Source organism: Wolbachia endosymbiont of Protocalliphora sialia (assembly GCF_053891855.1).
Genome location: NZ_JAIUJX010000007.1, coordinates 1 through 18,914, shown reverse-complemented (window position 1 = coordinate 18,914; position 18,914 = coordinate 1). Strand labels below are relative to the sequence as shown.

25 protein-coding genes and 1 pseudogene are annotated in these 18,914 nt (G+C 33.6%); 24 read left to right on the top strand and 2 right to left on the bottom strand.

Annotated elements, in window-relative coordinates; all coding sequences use genetic code 11:
* Window positions 1-4: 4 nt before the first annotated feature.
* The 21 genes from rplN (at window position 5) to LB100_RS03755 (ending at window position 13,240) form a co-directional block, all read left to right on the top strand.
* On the top strand, window positions 5-364 hold the full coding sequence (gene rplN / locus LB100_RS03855; protein WP_456201500.1) for a 50S ribosomal protein L14: 360 nt from the start codon (window positions 5-7) through the stop codon (window positions 362-364).
* A complete protein-coding gene (rplX, locus tag LB100_RS03850) occupies window positions 364-681 on the top strand; it encodes a 50S ribosomal protein L24 (RefSeq protein WP_010404700.1) in 318 nt (105 codons plus the stop codon). The genes rplN and rplX overlap by 1 nt, the downstream gene beginning before the upstream one ends.
* Before the next feature lie 6 nt (window positions 682-687).
* A complete protein-coding gene (gene rplE / locus LB100_RS03845) occupies window positions 688-1,224 on the top strand; it encodes a 50S ribosomal protein L5 (RefSeq protein ID WP_211907859.1) in 537 nt (178 codons plus the stop codon).
* 12 nt (window positions 1,225-1,236) lie between these two features.
* Complete coding sequence (rpsN, locus tag LB100_RS03840) at window positions 1,237-1,545, top strand: 30S ribosomal protein S14 (protein ID WP_456201499.1); 309 nt, start codon at window positions 1,237-1,239, stop codon at window positions 1,543-1,545.
* A 22-nt stretch (window positions 1,546-1,567) separates the two neighbouring features.
* On the top strand, window positions 1,568-1,963 hold the full coding sequence (rpsH, locus tag LB100_RS03835) for a 30S ribosomal protein S8 (protein ID WP_456201512.1): 396 nt from the start codon (window positions 1,568-1,570) through the stop codon (window positions 1,961-1,963).
* A gap of 16 nt (window positions 1,964-1,979) precedes the next feature.
* Window positions 1,980-2,525 carry a 50S ribosomal protein L6 gene (rplF, locus tag LB100_RS03830; RefSeq protein ID WP_010404706.1) on the top strand — a complete coding sequence of 182 codons (546 nt, stop codon included), beginning with the start codon at window positions 1,980-1,982 and terminating at the stop codon, window positions 2,523-2,525.
* A 5-nt stretch (window positions 2,526-2,530) separates the two neighbouring features.
* The gene (rplR, locus tag LB100_RS03825) at window positions 2,531-2,902 is read left to right on the top strand and encodes a 50S ribosomal protein L18 (protein WP_456201498.1); all 372 of its coding nucleotides are present in this window, start codon (window positions 2,531-2,533) and stop codon (window positions 2,900-2,902) included.
* A 12-nt stretch (window positions 2,903-2,914) separates the two neighbouring features.
* Window positions 2,915-3,427, top strand: coding sequence for a 30S ribosomal protein S5 (gene rpsE, locus LB100_RS03820; RefSeq protein WP_010404712.1), 513 nt, complete (start codon window positions 2,915-2,917; stop codon window positions 3,425-3,427).
* A 3-nt stretch (window positions 3,428-3,430) separates the two neighbouring features.
* Window positions 3,431-3,901, top strand: a complete 471-nt coding sequence (gene rplO / locus LB100_RS03815) for a 50S ribosomal protein L15 (RefSeq protein WP_006012263.1) — start codon at window positions 3,431-3,433, stop codon at window positions 3,899-3,901.
* Between the two features lie 3 nt (window positions 3,902-3,904).
* Complete coding sequence (gene secY, locus LB100_RS03810; RefSeq protein ID WP_456201497.1) at window positions 3,905-5,233, top strand: preprotein translocase subunit SecY; 1,329 nt, start codon at window positions 3,905-3,907, stop codon at window positions 5,231-5,233.
* Window positions 5,230-5,871: an adenylate kinase family protein gene (locus LB100_RS03805; protein ID WP_264330572.1), complete on the top strand. Its 642-nt coding sequence runs from the start codon at window positions 5,230-5,232 to the stop codon at window positions 5,869-5,871. The genes secY and LB100_RS03805 overlap by 4 nt, the downstream gene beginning before the upstream one ends.
* 59 nt (window positions 5,872-5,930) lie before the next feature.
* On the top strand, window positions 5,931-6,299 hold the full coding sequence (rpsM, locus tag LB100_RS03800; protein WP_006012270.1) for a 30S ribosomal protein S13: 369 nt from the start codon (window positions 5,931-5,933) through the stop codon (window positions 6,297-6,299).
* A 24-nt stretch (window positions 6,300-6,323) separates the two neighbouring features.
* Entirely contained in the window at window positions 6,324-6,710 is a 387-nt protein-coding gene (rpsK, locus tag LB100_RS03795) for a 30S ribosomal protein S11 (protein WP_006012273.1), read from the top strand.
* Window positions 6,711-6,730: 20 nt separating this feature from the next.
* The gene (locus LB100_RS03790) at window positions 6,731-7,798 is read left to right on the top strand and encodes a DNA-directed RNA polymerase subunit alpha (RefSeq protein ID WP_264719979.1); all 1,068 of its coding nucleotides are present in this window, start codon (window positions 6,731-6,733) and stop codon (window positions 7,796-7,798) included.
* A 7-nt stretch (window positions 7,799-7,805) separates the two neighbouring features.
* Complete coding sequence (gene rplQ / locus LB100_RS03785) at window positions 7,806-8,234, top strand: 50S ribosomal protein L17 (protein ID WP_143689121.1); 429 nt, start codon at window positions 7,806-7,808, stop codon at window positions 8,232-8,234.
* Window positions 8,235-8,245: 11 nt separating this feature from the next.
* Window positions 8,246-8,599 carry a YraN family protein gene (locus LB100_RS03780; protein WP_456201496.1) on the top strand — a complete coding sequence of 118 codons (354 nt, stop codon included), beginning with the start codon at window positions 8,246-8,248 and terminating at the stop codon, window positions 8,597-8,599.
* Window positions 8,600-8,637: 38 nt separating this feature from the next.
* The gene (gene atpH / locus LB100_RS03775) at window positions 8,638-9,189 is read left to right on the top strand and encodes an ATP synthase F1 subunit delta (RefSeq protein WP_264719980.1); all 552 of its coding nucleotides are present in this window, start codon (window positions 8,638-8,640) and stop codon (window positions 9,187-9,189) included.
* Window positions 9,186-10,727: a F0F1 ATP synthase subunit alpha gene (gene atpA / locus LB100_RS03770; RefSeq protein ID WP_264719981.1), complete on the top strand. Its 1,542-nt coding sequence runs from the start codon at window positions 9,186-9,188 to the stop codon at window positions 10,725-10,727. Before atpH ends, atpA begins: the two co-directional genes overlap by 4 nt.
* Before the next feature lie 9 nt (window positions 10,728-10,736).
* Window positions 10,737-11,231 carry a transcription elongation factor GreA gene (greA, locus tag LB100_RS03765; RefSeq protein ID WP_143689117.1) on the top strand — a complete coding sequence of 165 codons (495 nt, stop codon included), beginning with the start codon at window positions 10,737-10,739 and terminating at the stop codon, window positions 11,229-11,231.
* Between the two features lie 3 nt (window positions 11,232-11,234).
* Complete coding sequence (ribB, locus tag LB100_RS03760) at window positions 11,235-11,879, top strand: 3,4-dihydroxy-2-butanone-4-phosphate synthase (RefSeq protein ID WP_456201495.1); 645 nt, start codon at window positions 11,235-11,237, stop codon at window positions 11,877-11,879.
* Between the two features lie 71 nt (window positions 11,880-11,950).
* On the top strand, window positions 11,951-13,240 hold the full coding sequence (locus tag LB100_RS03755; RefSeq protein ID WP_063631059.1) for a M48 family metalloprotease: 1,290 nt from the start codon (window positions 11,951-11,953) through the stop codon (window positions 13,238-13,240).
* Between the two features lies 1 nt (window position 13,241).
* On the opposite strand, the gene LB100_RS03750 is transcribed toward LB100_RS03755, so the two are convergent.
* Together LB100_RS03750 and fabG are read right to left on the bottom strand one after the other, a co-directional pair.
* On the bottom strand, window positions 13,242-13,580 hold the full coding sequence (locus LB100_RS03750; protein WP_143689115.1) for a TrbC/VirB2 family protein: 339 nt from the start codon (window positions 13,578-13,580) through the stop codon (window positions 13,242-13,244).
* Between the two features lie 95 nt (window positions 13,581-13,675).
* Window positions 13,676-14,410, bottom strand: a complete 735-nt coding sequence (gene fabG, locus LB100_RS03745) for a 3-oxoacyl-[acyl-carrier-protein] reductase (RefSeq protein ID WP_264719984.1) — start codon at window positions 14,408-14,410, stop codon at window positions 13,676-13,678.
* A gap of 466 nt (window positions 14,411-14,876) precedes the next feature.
* Here fabG and LB100_RS03740 point away from each other — a divergent pair, with 466 nt between their 5' ends.
* The 3 genes and pseudogenes from LB100_RS03740 to LB100_RS03730 form a co-directional block, all read left to right on the top strand.
* Window positions 14,877-15,008, top strand: coding sequence for a hypothetical protein (locus tag LB100_RS03740; RefSeq protein ID WP_456201494.1), 132 nt, complete (start codon window positions 14,877-14,879; stop codon window positions 15,006-15,008).
* 64 nt (window positions 15,009-15,072) lie between these two features.
* Window positions 15,073-17,727 (top strand): pyruvate, phosphate dikinase, encoded by a 2,655-nt coding sequence (gene ppdK, locus LB100_RS03735; RefSeq protein WP_456201493.1) that lies wholly within the window; start codon window positions 15,073-15,075, stop codon window positions 17,725-17,727.
* Between the two features lie 184 nt (window positions 17,728-17,911).
* Window positions 17,912-18,874, top strand: a pseudogene (locus tag LB100_RS03730) (hypothetical protein); the annotation flags it as partial.
* Window positions 18,875-18,914: the final 40 nt, after the last annotated feature.

The window sequence follows — 18,914 nt, the reverse complement described above, 5'->3', positions numbered from 1 at the left end:
TTATATGATTCAAAAAAATACATTGTTAGAAGTAGCTGATAATTCTGGTGCGTGTGCAGTGCTTTGTATTGGCTTGTTAGGTGGTAGGAAATCTGCATCTGTAGGTGATACGATTATTATATCTACTAAGTCTATTAACCCAAAAGGTAAAGTTGAAAAAGGAAAAGTATATAAAGCAGTTGTTGTTAGAGTAAAAAATAGTGTTAAGAAATCTGATGGTTCTGTAATTCGTTTTTCTAGCAATGCTGTGGTTTTAATTAATGATCAAGGTGAACCACTTGGCACTCGGGTGTTTGGTCCAGTAAAAAAGTTGTTATCTGGTTCTTTTATGAAAATAATGTCATTAGCTGATGAGGTTTTATAATGAGTGCTAAAATAAAAAGTGGTGATGATATTATAGTTTTAACTGGTAAAGATAAGAGAAAAATTGGTAAGGTAATCAAAGTTATAATACGTGATGCTAAAAAGAAAGTAGTTGTTTCTGGCGTAAATGTGTGTAAGAGACATACTAAACCAAGAGCTGGTAGTGGTGGTGGTATATTGAATAAAGAGTTAGCTATTGATGTATCCAATGTTGCAATATTGGATCCTAAGTGTAAAACTCCAACTAAAGTAGGATTTAAGATTATAGATGGTAGAAAAGTGCGTTTTGCAAAAGTTTCTGGAGAAGTGATAGATTAGGTTGATATGTTTAAACAATTGTATAAAGATAATATAGTAAAATCCTTAAAGGATAAGTTTAATTACGGCAATGTAATGCAAGTGCCTAAACTTGTCAAGGTGTGTATCAATATGGGCGTTGGAGATGCTGCTACGGACAATAAAGCGATAAATGAGCCATTTGATAATCTACATTTGATTGCTGGGCAAAAGCCTGTGTTAACCTTTGCAAAAAAATCTATTTCTGGTTTCAAAATTAGAAAAGGTGCAACTGTAGGTTGTAAAGTGACTTTGCGTAGAAATAAAATGTATGAATTCTTAGAAAGATTAATATATATTGCTTTGCCAAGGGAAAAAGATTTTAGAGGGTTTAGTGTGAAGCAATTTGATGGTCATGGTAATTTTTCCTTTGGTATCAAGGAGCATATATCATTTTTAGAAATAGACTATGATAAAATAAGTAAAATTAGAGGTATGGATATTAATATTATAACAAGTGCAGTTAGTGATAAGGAAGCAAAGGAATTATTACTGGCTCTTAAATTCCCTTTTTTTGATAATTGAGAGAAAATATATATGGCAAAAAAATCCATGATACAGAAGAATCTTCGTAGAATAAAGTTATGCGATCAGTATAGGGAGAGAAGGGAAGAATTAAAATCTATAATGAATAATAAGGATTTATCTATTGCAAAAAGGTTTGCAGCTCAAAGTAAGCTGATTAAAAAATTGCCTAGAGATTCTTCTAAAATCAGAATTAGGAATAGATGCGCTTTAACTGGTAGGCCGAGAGCAGTATATAGAAAATTTGGTTTATGTAGGATTGTTTTACGTGATTTGTGTTCTTTTGGACAAGTTCCAGGAGTTACAAAATCTAGTTGGTAAATGTGATATAAGGAGTGTAATAGTGTCGTTATCTGATAGTATTGGTGATTTTTTAACAAGAATACGTAATGCTCAATTGGCAATGCATAGGGAAACAAGGGTCCTATTCTCTAAAGTGAATTCTTCTATATTGAAGATCTTAAAAGAGGAAGGGTATATTCTTAATTATAAAAAGCAAGAGAGTGATAGTGTCCCTTCGCTTGTTGTGCAGTTGAAGTATTATAATAAATCACCTGTGATTAATGATATAGCTAGGGTATCAAAGCCCGGTTGTCGTTATTATTCTAAGTGTAAGGACATTTCTAAAGCATATAATGGTCTTGGAATTTTTATTATATCTACGCCGAAAGGAGTGATGACCGATTATAATGCACGTAGATTAAAAGTTGGTGGAGAAGTTTTGTGTCGTGTATTTTAAATGATAGGAGAAATGTATGTCTCGTATAGGTGCCGCACCTATCAATATTCCTGCTGATCTTTCAGTTGAATATAATGATGGTAGGGTATTAATAAGAAGTGTTAGGGCAGAAAAAGAGCTGAACTTGTGTAGTGGCATTCTGTGTCAGATAGTTGATAATCAATTGTTACTTTCTGTTGATCAAGGCAGGGATGATTATGATAAAATAAAATCTATATGGGGCACTTATAGAAGTAATATTAATAACATGATTAACGGTATGGTTAATGATTTTTCTGTTGATCTTGAGATTAATGGTGTGGGGTATAAAGCAGAATGTGATGATAAGTATTTGACTTTATATCTTGGTTATAGTCATAATATTAAGTATAAAGTGCCTAAAGACGTTGAGATTAAGTGTATAAAGCCAACTCATTTAGTGATTCGCGGTATGGATAAGCAAAAAGTCTATATGGTGGCTTCTGATATATGCAAAATTAGAAAATATGATCCTTATAAAGGTAAGGGTATTGTAATAAAAGGCAAATTTATGCTGCGTAAGGTTGTAAATAAAAAGAAGTAATTAAAATGAAAAGATTGTATAATTTTTTAAGTAGCTATGAAAAAAGGAAACTTCGTAATAGAGCGAAGCTCGATAAGAGCGCTGGGCGTTTACGTATATCCATATTTAAGTCTAATAAACATTTTTACGTTCAGTTGATTAACGATGCAAAAGGAACAACCCTAGCTTCTGCTTCTACTTTGGATGATAAAATTAGGAATGTATGTAAAGGTAGGGTCAATGCTGAAACTATAAAACAGGTTTCTTCTTTATTGATTGGGCGTCTGCCTAGTACAAAATTGCAGCAGCGGTTCGTCTTTGATCGGGGAGCATATAAGTATACAGGATTGATTTCTCAATTTGCTGAGGCTTTAAGAAGCTCTGGATTTAAATTTTAGAAGGTTTTAAATATGGCTGTAAAGAATTTACAAAATAATAATGATTTATCAGAACTTTTGGTTTCAGTGCGAAGGGTAACAACGGTTACTAAAGGTGGTAGAAGATTTTCATTTTCAACTTTGGTTGTTGTTGGTGATGGTAAGGGTAGGGTAGGATGTGGAATAGGTAAACACGCAGAGGTTGCTGAAGCAAGAGTGAAAGCTGTAAATGCTGCAAAGAAGTCGATGATTAGGGTGTACTTACGTGAAGGTAGAACTTTACATCATGATATTAAAGCTAAATTTTGTTCTGGTGAGATAGTTTTAAGAGCTGCAAGAACTGGAACAGGTATTATTGCTGGTGGAGCAATGAGGTCGGTTTTTGAGGTATTAGGTATAAAGGATGTGGTAGCTAAGTCTACTAGATCAAATGATCCCCATAATATTATATGTGCAGTATTTAAGGCTTTTGATGTTATGTTATCTCCTCGCCAAGTGGCAGGTAAGAGGGGTAAAAAGATTAGTGAGATAGTTGGAAATAGGTAAAGTATGAATGATGCTGTAAAATTAAATTCTGTGTTTACCAAATTATCTAAGAAAAAGAAGCCTAAATTATTAGGTAGAGGTATTGGTTGTGGTAAAGGTAAAACATCTGGTAGGGGGCATAAAGGGCAAAAAGCGAGAAGTGGCGTTTCTATAAATGGTTTTGAAGGTGGACAGCAGTCTATATATACTCGTTTACCTAAAAGAGGTTTTAAGCCTATACGCAAAAACTTATACTCTATATTTAATGTTGGTGATGTACAGTGCTTAATGGAAGCTAAAAAAATAGTCAAGGATTCTATAATAGATAAGGAGCTACTGCATAAATTAGGTTTTATCAGATCTGTAAAAAGTAAAATCAAACTTCTTAATAAGGGTAAATTAAGCGAGAAATTTGTGTTTCATGTTGATTTTGCATCAGAAGCTGCAAAAAGATCTGTAGCTTCAGTTGGTGGTAGTGTAGAAATACTATCATGAATTATGAACAGTAAATTTGCATTTGATAGTTTGGATTCTACGTTATTATATAAAACTGATTTACTAAAGCGCATATTTTTTACGCTGGTGGCTTTAGTTTGTTATCGTTTAGGCACTTATGTTCCTATTCCTGGAATTAATCTTGATATAATCAATGATATATTTCCAAAAGAGAGTTCTGGTATTTTTGGAGTATTTAATTTATTTTCTGGTGGCGCTTTAGCTAGAATGACGATCTTGGCGTTAAACGTTATGCCATACATAGTTGCATCCATAGTTATGCAATTATTGTCTTCTGCCGTTAAAGGAATCAATGAAATTAAAAATGACGGAGAGTTGGGACGTCGAAAGATGAACTCTTATATACGCTATATGACTATAGTGTTTTGTATCTTTCAATCAATTACGATCTTAATAGGGTTAGAAAGAATGAATAGAGAAGGGGTATTAGTTGTAGTTGAACCTGGTATTATGTTTCGTACTATAGGTGTCTTTAGCCTTTTAGGTGGAACTATATTTTTAATATGGCTTGGTGAGCGGATCAGTGTGAGCGGTATAGGCAATGGTATCTCATTAATCATTTTTACTGGCATAACATCTGAATTACATAATGCTTTATCATCTCTGCTAACATTAAATAAAAATGGTAGTATGTCGTTTTTCATTACCCTTTTTGTTATAGCATTGTTTTTTTTACTGCTCCTTTTAGTCATTTTTATAGAATCTTCTTATAGAAAGGTAATTGTTCAATATCCCAAAAAACAGTTTAAAAAATTACATAATGATGATTTTACTTACATTCCATTGAAGATCAATTTATCTGGTGTAATACCAACTATTTTTGCTAACGCAATTTTATTAACGCCTATTTCAATTGCAAATTTCTATAAAGGTCATTCCATTGCTGATTTTATTTTAAACTACTTTATGGCAAATAAAGTGATGTACATTATAACTTACTTAATACTCATAGTACTTTTTAATTTTTTCTATACCAATTTTATATTTAATCCAGAGGAAAATGCTGATTTTCTTAGGAAAAATGGTGGTTTTATTCCTGGTAGAGGGCCTGGAAAACATACTTCTGATTATCTTCAAGATATAGTTTTTAAATTAACATTTATTGGGTCTGCGTATTTGGTGGTAATATGTACTATACCTGAAATTATGAGGTATCATTATGATATACCATTTATTTTTGGTGGGACGAGCTTGCTGATTATAGTTAACGTTATTACTGATACTATTATGCAAGTACAATCTTATGTTTTTTCAAATAGGTACGATAGTTGGATAAAGAAATATGAGTCTAAAACAAGGAGACTAAAGTGATTATTACAATTTTTGGTCCTCCTGGCTCTGGTAAGGGTACTCAGTCCAGTTTGTTAATAGCAAAGTATAATTTTAAATTAGTTTCAGTAGGAGATTTATTAAGGAATATTATATCTAGTGGGAGTAAATTAGGTAAAGAAATAAAGGATACTGTTGAATCTGGTAATTTAATTCAAGATGAAGTTATATGTAAATTATTGTGTGACCAGCTTGCATTAATAGATGGTGATTTTTTGTTAGATGGTTTTCCAAGAAATTTAAATCAAGCTCATTTTTTAACTCAAGTTTTGCAAAAAAGATGTAATAGGGATGTTGATCTTGTAATTGAGTTGCAGCTTGACGATAATATTGCAATTGATAGATTAAAAGATCGTCTTACTTGTTTGGATTGTAAAAGTATATATAGTATATCTTCTTTTAAAAATACTACTTGTGCTAAATGTAAAAGTACGAGATTGGAGAAGAGAATTGATGATGCTAATATGCTTGCAATTAATAAGAGGATAAGAGAATATCATTTTCAGATGAAGGGTTTGCGCGAGTATTATAAGGGCAAGTTGTTAACAATTAATGCTAATTTGAGTGTTGATAGAGTAATGCAAGAGATTGAAAGTAAAATTTCTTGTAATTTGATTTGACTATAAGTTGTTTTATGGTATAAATTAAGAGTTATTATTAATAAAGTATCGAGGTATTAGTGGCACGTATTGCAGGCATAAATGTTCCAGTGAAGAAGTGTATTCCTTTTGCATTAACTTATATACATGGTATAGGTATTACTACTGCGAATATAATTTGTCGTAGCTGTAAAATTGATGAGCGTAAGCGTGTTTCAGAATTACAAGATGAAGATATAGAGAAAATTAGTAGTTTTATTAGGCAAAAATATGTCATAGAGGGTGAGCTCAGAAAAAAAGTGGCTATGGATATAAAATCTTTAATGGAAATCGGTTGCTATAGAGGATTAAGGCATAGAAAAGGTTTGCCTGTGAGGGGACAAAGAACCCATACTAATGCTAAAACTCGTAAAGGCAGATCTAAATTGCCTATTGCTGGGAAAAAATAAAATTTGTTATTATCGTGAGTTTTTATGAAAAAAGTTAAAACGGTTGGTAAGAATACAAAAAGGTTTATTACTGGTATTGTCCATATTCGTGCAACTTTTAATAATACTTTTGTAAATGTGACTGATGTTTGTGGTAATACGCTTTACCAGACTTCTGTTGGTGCATGTGGTTTTTCTGGTTCGAGAAAATCCACACCTTATGCTGCAGGTAAGGTTGCCGATTCTGCTGCGAAGAAAGTAATAGAGAGATTTGGTATGAAGGTTGTTTCTGTAATAATTCGTGGTCCTGGTTTTGGTGCAGAAGCTGCAGTTAAAGCACTTCGGAATTGTGGATTGACTGTCACTTCAATTGCAGATAAAACGGCGATACCTCATAATGGGTGTAGATTAAGGAAAAAAAGAAGAGTATAGGATATTTGGAAGGTTTTTGTATGTATTATAGTGATAGTGTTTCTTTCTGTGGAAATTTAGATAGATTAACTAAGCCTAATGCGATTAAGGTAATATCAGGTGATTCAAGTAAAAAAAGTGATATAGTTCTAGAACCTTTGGAAAGTGGTTTTGCTTTAACGTTGGGTCATGCATTAAGGCGTGTAATGTTGTCTTCTCTTCGCGGTAGTGCTGTTTATGGAATAAAAATTGAAGGCGTGAATCATGAATTTACTTCGATCCAAGGAGTTAGGGAAGACATAACTGATATAGCATTAAATATGGGCATGTTGAGATGTAAGCTAAATAACACGTCTAATAAGTGCTTAAATTTGAGCGCTAAAGGGCCTTGTCAAGTATTAGCTGGAATGATAGAAACTGATGACCAATGCTCTATTGTTAATAAAGATTTGGTGATATGTACACTAGGTCAAGATGTGGAGCTTAACGTTACTATATATGTTGGTAGTGGAAAAGGTTATCTTTCTGTAAATAAATATAAAGAAAATGAATTTTTAAAGTTTATGAATGAACAAGATTTAATTGGCTTTATTCCGATTAATGCTTTATATAGTCCTGTCGAGAGGGTTTCGTATAAGGTAGAGAATAGTCGTGTTGGTCAAGTTACTGATAAAGATAAGCTGATATTGTCAATTGAAACTGATGGTACAATCTCTCCAAGTCAAGCTATTGACTATGCTGCAAGAATATTACAGGAGCAATTGCGGCCTTTTGTTACTTCTAGTATAAGTGATAAAAGATCGAGGGTTTCTTTATCTGGTGATGCTAAAGGTTTGGGGTATGATCCTGTTTTATTGCGTAAAGTAGAGGAACTGGAATTATCTGTTAGGTCTCACAACTGCCTGAAAAATGAAAATATTGTTTATATAGGTGATCTTGTATCGAAGACAGAGAGTGAATTATTAAGGACTGCTAATTTTGGCAGAAAGTCTTTAAATGAAATTAAGGAAGTTTTAAGGAGTTTAGGCTTGTCTTTGGGTATGAATATACCAAATTGGCCACCTAAAGATATAGATGAACTAGCTAAACAACATACTGAGGAGGATTAGGTAGTGTATGAAACATGGAGTAAAAAAAAGTAAATTGTCTCGTTGTACCGAGCATAGGTTATCAATGTTAAAGAATCTATCTATCTCGTTAATTAATCATGAGCAGATTGTAACTACTTTACCAAAGGCTAAAGCACTTCGTCCATATGTGGAAAAGTTTATTACAATTGCTAAGAATAACGATTCTTTACATGGTAGGAGGCTTTTGCTTTCACGTCTTCATAATAGTAAGTTAGTAGTTGATAAGTTATTAAGCGTTCTAGCTAATCGTTATCAAGACCGTAAAGGTGGATATTCTAGAATAATAAAATTTGGTACTCGAAAGGGTGATTGCGCTCCAATGGCAGTGATAGAGCTAGTTGATAGAGATATTTCAGCAAAAGGTGAGATTTATAGTAAAAATAAAAAAGGAAGCAAAGTGGTTACACAAAGCTAATCATTCTTTTTATGGTAAATAGGTTACGCTATTTTGTAGGTTACTTTGGAGAATTGTTAGTTTCGATATATTTAAAGCTGAAATTCTATAATGTTATAAAACGTCGCTTCCGTTGTAAGTTGGGTGAAATTGACTTAATTGTATCTAAAAAAAGGGAGCTGATTTTTATAGAAGTTAAAACAAGTTTATTTGGAAAAGAAGTACCGATATCTCATTTTCAGTGTCAGTCTATTATAAATTCTTCTAAATATTTCTTAAGTAAAAATCTTAATTTTTTAGATTATTCAGTCAGATATGATTTATGTTTTCTTTCCTTAAAGAGAAGGCCTATTTATATAAAAAATGCTTGGATTGAGGAATGGTAGCTTAAATAACTTAGATTTACTAGAATAGGTAATTTAATATGAAAAACAATAATTTAGTTTCATCTTATGCTAGAGCACTGTTTCATGTCTCAGGAAGCAGATTAGGTATTATAAGAAAAGAAGTAGAATTTTTGTTAGCTTTTTTTAAAGATCAAAGTGATGTTTTTGTGTACCTATCTCATCCTATGGTTTCTCTTGTGCACAAAAAAGAAGCGATACTTTCTATAAATGAGAACTTGAGTGAAAACTTAGTCAAATTTATTATGGTTACACTTGCAAACAAGCGCTCCCGTTTATTAATCCTTATATTAGAAAAATTCTTAAATCTTGTAAGGGAAAGTGAAAACGAATTGGAAATTACTATAAAATCAGCAGAGGTTTTAAAGAAACCTGATATAAAAATAATTACTGAATCTTTGAACTTTCTTGGTAAAATAATAAAAGTCAGTAATGTGGTTGATCCTTCTATACTAGGTGGCTTCGTAGTTAGGTATGGTTTTAACTTGATTGATGCTTCGCTTAAGAGTTATTTGGATAGATTGGTTGATTTGAGTAAAATGGAAATGTTGAAAATAAGGAATTGTATATGAAGAATAGCATAAATGCCTCTGAAGTAGTAAACATAATAAAAGAGAAGGTTGAGACATTTGATAATCCTATAAAACGAGAAAATATAGGTGAAGTAATTTCAGTAACGGATGGTATCACATTGGTCTATGGGCTAGAAAAAGCAAAGTTTGGTGAAAAGGTATCTTTTGCAAGCGGTGTAGAAGGAATAGTTCTTGATTTAGATCATGATACAGCTGGAATAGTTGTGCTTGGCAATGACCGTGATGTAAAAGAAGGGGACGTTGTAAAATGTAGTGGCGACGTTGTACAGGTGCCTGTAGGTCATGAATTATTAGGGAGAGTTGTAAATGCATTAGGCGATCCTATAGACGATGGCGGAGAAATTAGAGCCAAGAACAAAATGTATATAGAATCTAAAGCGCCAGGTATTATTGACCGTAAATCTGTGCATGAACCTCTGCAGACAGGAATTAAAATTATAGATTTGTTGATTCCTATAGGTAGAGGGCAACGTGAATTAATTATTGGTGATAGACAAATTGGTAAAACCACTATTGCGATTGATACTATTATCAATCAGAAGAAGATTAATGATGAGGTAAACGAAAATCAAAAAATTTACTGTGTTTATGTTGCTATTGGACAAAAAATTTCGACGGTAGCAAAAGTGGTGAATAAGCTAAAAGAAAGTGGAGCATTAGAGTATACAACCGTAGTTGTGGCTAGTGCATCTGACTGCGCGCCTATGCAATTTTTAGCACCTTATACCGGTTGCACTATTGGAGAATTTTTCCGTGATAATGGAATGCATTGCTTGGTGGTATATGATGATTTATCTAAGCATGCTGTGGCATATAGGCAGATGTCCTTATTGCTCAGACGTCCTCCTGGTCGTGAAGCTTATCCTGGAGATATATTCTATGTACACTCTCGCTTGCTTGAAAGAGCTGCCAAAATGTCTGATGAAAAAGGACAGGGATCTTTGACTGCTTTGCCGATTATTGAGACTCAGGCTGGTGATGTATCTGCATATGTGCCAACTAATGTGATTTCAATTACCGATGGACAAATTTTTCTTGAGTCTGAATTGTTTCACAAAGGATTTCGCCCTGCAGTGAATATAGGTTTATCGGTTTCTCGGGTTGGCTCTGCTGCACAATTGAAATCTGTGAAAAAAGTTGCTGGTTCTATAAAGCTGAGTTTGGCCCAATATAGAGAACTGGAAGACTTTGCTAAATTTGGTTCTGATCTTGATGCTACTGTTCAATTGTCCTTAAACAAAGGTAAATACCTTATTGAATTATTAAAGCAAAAACAGCATTCACCTATGTCAATAGAAGAACAAGTATTGCTTATGTATATCTTTTCTAATCTGTATAGTCAATTAAGTAAGGTACAGGTGAGCAACATCAATAGGTTCGAGTGTGATCTTATCAATTATTTTCAAACTGTTCACCCTGGAGTTTTAAAAAAGTTGTCAGGTGACATGAATGATGATATAAAAGATGATATTGTTGGTATTGTGAGTGATTTTGTCACTCAATTTAATTGCGTTTAGGCGGTGATTATGACTTCATCCATTGTTAACAAGTTCCCTATTACAAGGGAAGGTTTTGAGAGTATGCAAGTCGAACTTGAGAAATTAAAGGAAGAAAAACCTTCTATCATACAAGCTATTTCTGATGCGCGTGATCAAGGTGATTTATCAGAGAATGCAGAGTATCATGCTGCGCGGGAAAGATTAGGTTTTATTGAAGGTCGTATAATCGAGTTAGAAAATAAGCTTTCGCATGCAGAAGTAATAGAAGTGAAAGATTTGTTTGGTGATTCAGTAATATTTGGTGCAACTGTTACGGTAAGCATGTTAAATGATGATAACAGTGAAATTGAATATGTTTATAAGATTGTAGGTGGATATGAAGCTGATGCTTCAAAGCAGTTGATCTCTACGGATTCACCACTCGGTAGTGCTTTAATTGGCAAAAAAGTTGGTGAGTATGTGGAAGTGATAGTGCCAAATGGAGAGAAATTGTATAAAATAGTTAAGATTGAGTTTAAGTAAATCATGGTACAAGTAACTTATCCTTCAATTAGTCTACCCGGTATTTCTTCTGTGGAAGATGTATTGAGGGATGCTAGTTCTGGTAAATTATTCATTTTAGTTGACGATGAAAACAGAGAGAATGAAGGTGATCTGATTGTATTAGCTGAGAAATTAGAGCCAGAACATGTGGCTTTTATGGTTAGATACGGTACAGGGATTGTTTGTTTAGCAATGACTAAAGTTCACATGAAAAGGTTAGGCCTTAGTTTCATGGAAAGAAAAAATATTGGTGAAAATCATACTGCTTTTACTACATCAATTGATGCACGTTATGGTATTACTACGGGTGTTTCAGCTGAGGATAGAACAAAAACTATACATGTTGCTATTGATACAAATAGAACTCAGGATGACATTATAACTCCCGGTCATATTTTTCCTGTGATTGCACATGAGAGTGGAGTAGAGCAACGTGCTGGTCATACTGAAGCAAGTGTTGAGATAGCTAAGTTAGTGGGATGTAATCATTCTGCAGTTATTTGTGAATTAGTGAATGATGATGGATCTATGATGCGCTTACCCCAGTTGCTTGAATTTGCTGAACAACATAATATTAAGTTAACTACCATTGATAAACTTATCAGTTACGTTCAAAATTTAAACTAGCGTTTATAGATTCGTATAGTTTAAGTGTTAAAATATAAAATTCCTCAAAGTTATACAAACAAGGAATTTCCATGTCTAAGCTTTTTGTTTTACTATTTTTTTTCGTATACTGTAATAGCGCTTACTCTGTTAGTATTATTAGAGATAGTGAAGTGGAAGCGGTAGTTAAGGATCTAGCGCAACCTTTATTTTCTGCTGCGGGTATTGATAATGATAAAATAAAAGTTTTTATAGTTGATGATAGATCGATTAATGCTTTTGTAATTAACAATAATAGCATTTTCATTCATTTAGGGCTTTTACAATATTCGACTGAACCTTATGTCTTACTTGGTATATTAGCACATGAAATTGCTCATATATCTGCTGGTCATGTATTACAAATGAGTAGTGCTGTAGGTTATTTTCAATCAATAGCAATGATTAGTTATATGGTAGGATTAGTTTCTAGTATTGTCATTAACCCTCAGGTTGCGAGTGCAATCTTGCTTAGTGGTGTAACGCTTAGTTCAAGGTTGTTTTTTAACTATTCTCAAGAGCAAGAGAGTGTAGCAGATAGCTATGCTTTAAGATACCTAGATGAATCTGGCTATGATAATTTGGGTATGAAAGAGATTTTTGACTATTTTAAGAGTATTGAGCATGAAAACACTGAAGAGTATTTCCGCACTCACCCACTTAGTGATAAGCGTATATTTGCTGTACAGAATTATAAGGTTAAAAACAATATAAAACCAATCCTTGCAGATAAATTGCTGAAGTTTGAGCGTATGGTTGCAAAGCTAGACTCTTTCTTTGCTCCTATTCATGTGTTATCTAATAAATATGAAGGTAGTTCTAAGTATGTAAATGCTGTAATTCACTATAGGCAAGGAAAGATAGAAGAGGCTATTACTAAAGTTAATTCATTGATTCAAGAGTCACGCAATGATCCTTATTTATATGAATTAAAAGCGGAGATGTTATACAAAGCTGGAAATTTAAGTGAAGCAATAAAAATGTATGAAGAATCACTTAGATATTTATCTGAGAAGAATAACTATTTAGTGAAACTTGCGTTATCTCATACTTTATTATTACACGGTGAAATAGAGAAGGCAATTTTTTACCTAGAGCAGGTTGCAAGCGTAGAAACAAATAACGCCTTTGTCTGGAAGTATTTAAGTATTGCATATAAACGTAGCGCTGATATGGCAATGTATTATTTTGCTTTGACGAAAAAGGCTTGTATTGAAGGTAATTTAGAGAAATTTATGAAATACGCTGAGTTAGCTATTAAAACTTTACCGAAAGATAGCTCTTGCTTGCTGCAAATTGAGGATATGAAGGAACAATACACACAAAAACACACTTATTTTTAGGTTATCTTTCCCCACACTTATTCAACGTCTCTCTTACTTCATCGCTTATATTGGGTATAATTTTCGTTATAATCGTTTTGGCACCAAAAAATACACCACAAAACATACCTAAGGCAAAGAGAGCTGGCCATGGCATTCTACCAAATATTGCAAGCAAAGCTGCACCTATTATGACTACAGTCATAAGTGGCCCACCTATTCCCCAAATATAACCAATAATATTGCATATTACTTGGGCAGTTGTATCATCTATATCATTAGCAGCATTTGCGTAATCTGAAAAAGAGAGAAACAGCACTATACATAAAGCATTAAAAAATTTTTTTATTATATAGCTCATTCTTTTGCCTCCAAGTAATAAACTAACGCGAAAATAAATTTATATATATACTTATTTTAAAGTAAAACTTATAATTTGTCCATAAATAAGTGTTGCTACATAAATAGCCCACCATTGATGTTAAGCACATGTCCCGTTATATATTTTGCCTCATCGCTTGCTAAAAACAATACTCCTGCTGCTATTTCTTTTCCTGTTCCCATTCTTTTCATTGGGATGTTATCTAATATTTTTTCCTTTTGTCCTTCATTTAAAACTTCAGTCATTTTAGTATCTATAAATCCAGGAGCAATACAATTTACTGTTACATTACGACTTGCAACTTCTTTTGCTATAGATTTACTCATGGCTATTATCCCAGCTTTAGAAGCTGCATAATTTGCTTGCCCGGCATTTCCTGTCAATCCTACTATTGAGGAAATATTTATGATTCTTCCCCAATTATTTTTAATGAATTTCTTGCATGCTTCTCTATTTAGCTTAAATGTGGAGGTCAAATTAATGTCAATCACCTTTTGCCATGCTTCATCTGTCATTCTCAACAATAAGCTGTCTTGTGTAATTCCTGCATTGCATATGAGTCCATCAAAGCCTTTCATCAACTCACTTGCTTTATTTATTAGTTGATTTACCTCTTCAGGATTTGATAAGTTGCAAGGAAGTACGTGAATGTTTTTTTCATATTTTTTAGCAACTTCTTCGAGTATTTCTTTTTTTGTACTAGAAATACATAAAGTTGCTCTGGCCTTATGCATAATTTCTACAATTGCCTGGCCTATTCCGCCTGATGCACCAGTAATCAGAAATTTCTTATTCTCTAATCCAAACATAATAATTTTTATTTGTTCCAGCTCGTAACAGAATATTAAAAGACTTGCAATAGATTTTTTCATAACTTTCATTTAATAGAAGCTTCTTGACAAATCTTGTATTTATTGGCGAAATTATGGCGGCTGCATGCCTTTTTTATTTTTTCTATTCAGCCTAAACACGCTTCGTTTAAGCGTTAGCACATTATCAATTACAGTAATAAAATCAGCACCATGTGGATTCTTTTGCCTTTTTTTGATTGGTAAATTTCTTAACACTTATAGCTAAAGTAATTTAAGAGAGCCAGCGCGTGACTAGTTCTTATTACTTGATCAGTCTTCTGGATCCCAGTGTTTGGGCACTGGGATGACAGGAGTGTGAGATAAGGCTACATTCATACTCCAACAGGTATGACGGTGTCATTCCAGCACTTGATGCTGGAATCCAGAAGTCTTTACTATAAATAAGCATATTGAGCACAAAATTATGCTAAAACACAACGTTTTTGTTGAGATTATGGACGAACTGGATTCCAGCGTCATGCGCTGGAATGATATCATAGAGGTCATTGAGATGACAGAAAAGAGTACTGGAATGAAAGGAAAAGGGACTATTTAATGTATTAGCTCTGCTGAATTTTACAAAATTTATTACTCCTGCCTGACAAATTTATTAGAATAGTATGTATATTAGTGAAAATCCGAAAAAAATGCAAGAAAAGTTAATATATTACTTTAGCCAAAGCAACTGTGAAGGTAATGCAGCAATGAGAAATCTACTAGGAGGGAAGGGAGCAAATCTGGCAGAGATGTGTAACATTGGCATTCCTGTTCCACATGGTTTTACAATTTCCACTGCTGTTTGTCAGGCCTATTGTCAAGATAATGAATTGTCTTGTGATCTACGTAACGAGATAAAAAACTACATGAAGATGCTCGAAAATGACATCGGTTGTAAATTTGGGGATTTAAATAATCCCTTATTAGTTTCCATACGCTCTGGTAGTGTTAGTTCAATGCCGGGCATGCTTGATACTATTTTAAATGTTGGTCTAAATGATGCAACCGTTGTTGGTCTTGCAAAAAAAAGTGGCGAACGTTTTGCTTACGATAGCTACTGCCGTTTCATCATGATGTACTCCAATGTTGTACTACAGCTTGATCATCACCTATTTCAAGATGTTATTGATAATGAGCAGCAAAAGAGTGGAGCAAAAAGCTTAGCTGATCTTGATGTTAATGTTTTAAAGAAAATTGTTAATGATTTTAAAGAGATAGTATGTGAGAAAGTAGGAAAAAATTTCCCGCAGAACGTTGAAGAGCAATTGTTAAACTCAGTTAATGCAGTATTTGCCTCTTGGAAAAATGATAGGGCTGTTTCCTATAGAAGAATACATAATATTCCTGAAAACCTTGGAACAGCGGTCAACGTGCAAGCAATGGTTTTTGGTAATCTGAATGATAATTCAGCAACTGGTGTGATATTTACAAGGAATCCTTCAACTGGAGAAAAAAAGCTTTTTGGTGAGTTTTTAGTTAATGCTCAGGGTGAGGATGTGGTTTCTGGTGTTTATACTCCTATGCCAATTGACGGGGAGCAAGAAAGTACCATGGAGAAGTTGCTACCAAGTGTCTACCGAGAATTATGCGCGGTATGTGAAAAACTTGAAAGGCATAATAAGGACATGCAGGATATCGAATTTACTGTACAGGACGGTAAGTTATGGATTTTGCAGACTAGGTCTGGCAAGCGCACAGCCGAAGCTGCTATTAGCATAATAGTTGATATGGTAAACGAAGGAGTGATTACAAAAGAGGAAGGAATATTGAGAATTGATCCAAAAACTTTTGACAATTTATTGCATCCAGTTCTTGATGTTAAAATCGATCAAGAAGTAATAGGCAAAGGACTGCCAGCTTCTCCAGGTGTTGCTTCTGGATATGTAGTATTCAGTGCAAGTGATGCTGAAAAAGCTGCAGAGCAGGGTAAAAAAGTAATTTTGGTAAGATCAGAGACGAGCCCTGAAGATATTAATGGAATGAATGCTGCAAGTGGAATAGTAACAGCGCGAGGAGGTATGACCTCCCATGCCGCTGTTGTAACTCGTGGAATGGGTAAACCATGTATTTGTAGTCTAAGTGGACTTTATATTGATAAAGATGAAAAATTTCTTTTTATGGGGGATATAAAAGTAAATAAAGGTGAACCAATCACCATCGACGGAGGAACAGGAGAGGTTATGCTTGGTATTCTCCCTACAATTTTGCCTGAATTATCTCAAAAGTTTAAAACGATAATTAACTGGGTAGATAAAGTCAAAACAGTGAAGGTGAGAGCGAACGCTGATACTCCAAAAGATGCAAAAATTGCAAAAGAATTCGGTGCAGAAGGTATAGGATTATGTCGCACAGAACATATGTTTTTTGCTAGTGATAGAATCGAATTCATTCAAAAATTGATAATAGCTGATGATGAAAATGAAAGGGCAAATGCATTAAATAAACTCGAAGAAATGCAAAAGTCTGATTTCAAAGAAATGTTTTCTATTATGGAGGGCAAGGAAGTCACTATAAGATTACTTGATCCACCTCTACATGAGTTTTTACCTCATGATCAATCCATTATAGAAAAAATCGCCAGATCACTGAATAAGTCAGTTGAATCAGTAAAAAATAAAATAGCACAGTTATCAGAAAAAAATCCAATGCTTGGCCATCGAGGTTGTAGACTTGCTATTTCTCATCCTGAAATATATGGCATGCAAATTAGGGCAATACTCAGTGCTGCAAGTGAATTAAGGAAAGAAAAGAAGATAGAAGTGAAACCTGAAATCATGATTCCTTTTATCATGAGTGAGAAAGAGTTTATTCTGATATGCGAGTTAATAAAGAAAGAAGCCGAAAATTTCGATGTGAACTATTCAATTGGAACGATGATAGAACTGCCAAGAGCAGCACTTATTGCTGACAAACTCGCAAAACACGCAGAATTTTTTAGTTTTGGCACTAATGATTTAACACAAACAACTATGGGACTTTCACGAGATGATTCAGTTAATTTCCTCGATTCTTATAAGGAAAGCAACATATTCAAAAACGATCCCTTTGAGGTGCTAGATGTCGAAGGGGTAGGGGAATTAATCAGAATAGCTATCGAAAGGGGCAAAAAAACCAGAAAAGAAATTAAACTTGGTATATGTGGAGAGCATGGAGCGAATCCACAGTCCATAGAGTTTTTCATCAAATCAGGGGTTGATTATGTGTCATGCTCGCCTTATAGAGTACTGGTTGCAAAATTAGTGGCAGCACAGCTTAGCATAAGTTTGTTGGGTAAATAGCGATAACTAACTGTGCGAACATAGATTTCGCTAACAAGTAGCGGAATGATGATTTTTCAAATTGTCGATAAATCTAAGTCAGTTTAGCTATTTTGCTGCTGCTTTTTCTTTTCTTAATATCTTAAGAAAGATTGACTTTTTGTCTAAAATAATATAGGATAAAATAATAGTGAGTGAGGTAAAAATGTCAATATCAAAAGAACGTAAGGAATATTTACTAGAAAAGTTTAAATATGCTGCCAAAGAATTTGGCAAGTCTGGTACAAAGTCCAATCATCTAGCAGTACCAAAGGAACAGCAACTCTCTATTGATTTAGGTAATAGAAAAGTTTTTGGTATCATAAATAAGATTCTGTATTGGATAGAGAATAATTTTACTTATTTTTTTCCACGATATAATTTGTTTCCAGAAGTTGGAGTTGAAGGAAGAAAAATTCCTGGAACTAATACAAGGGTTAAGTATTTTAACTCTGATGAACAATTTGATCAAAGAAAATTTATTGGCGAGCAAGATGGGGAACTTAAGTTATACAACTTAGAGGGCAAATTATATGATACAACTGATAAAATTAGTAAGGGTAAAAAAGGTTGTGTAGCTTATGTTATCACGCTTGATGGAAAATTAGTAACTCATGAACATATTAATGTTAACAAAAGCGAATGGGCTTATCGTCATTCAACTCTTGCAGGCGGTAAGCCGATTTTATGTTCTGGTTTAATGAAAGTGGTAAATGGTAAAATAACTTATATAGACAATAATAGCGGGCATTATAAACCAGAATCAGCAAACTTATACAATGCAGTGAAAAAGTTAGAAGGTCTATTTTCGAAAGATGCGAAAGTTGTTTGCTTACCATATTGGATTAGCTTGAAAAAACAAATTCCGCTTACACGCAAAATTAATCTAGCCAAACGAGAGCCAGTAGAGGAATTCTTGAAAAGGATGGAGAAAAAAGGGAAAGATGGATTGACTCAATATGAAAGACATTTTGAAAAGATAAAGAAATTTAATGAGCAATATGAACAAAAATTGCTTCTTGCAAACTATAAGTCACCTACAAATGAACTGTCCTACAAACCAACTATACATAAAAAACACAGATTGAAATACTCTGAATATATTAACTTACACCTTAATTTTTTGAAAGCCTGAACAGACGAAATCTGTAAAACCAAAAAGAAACTCT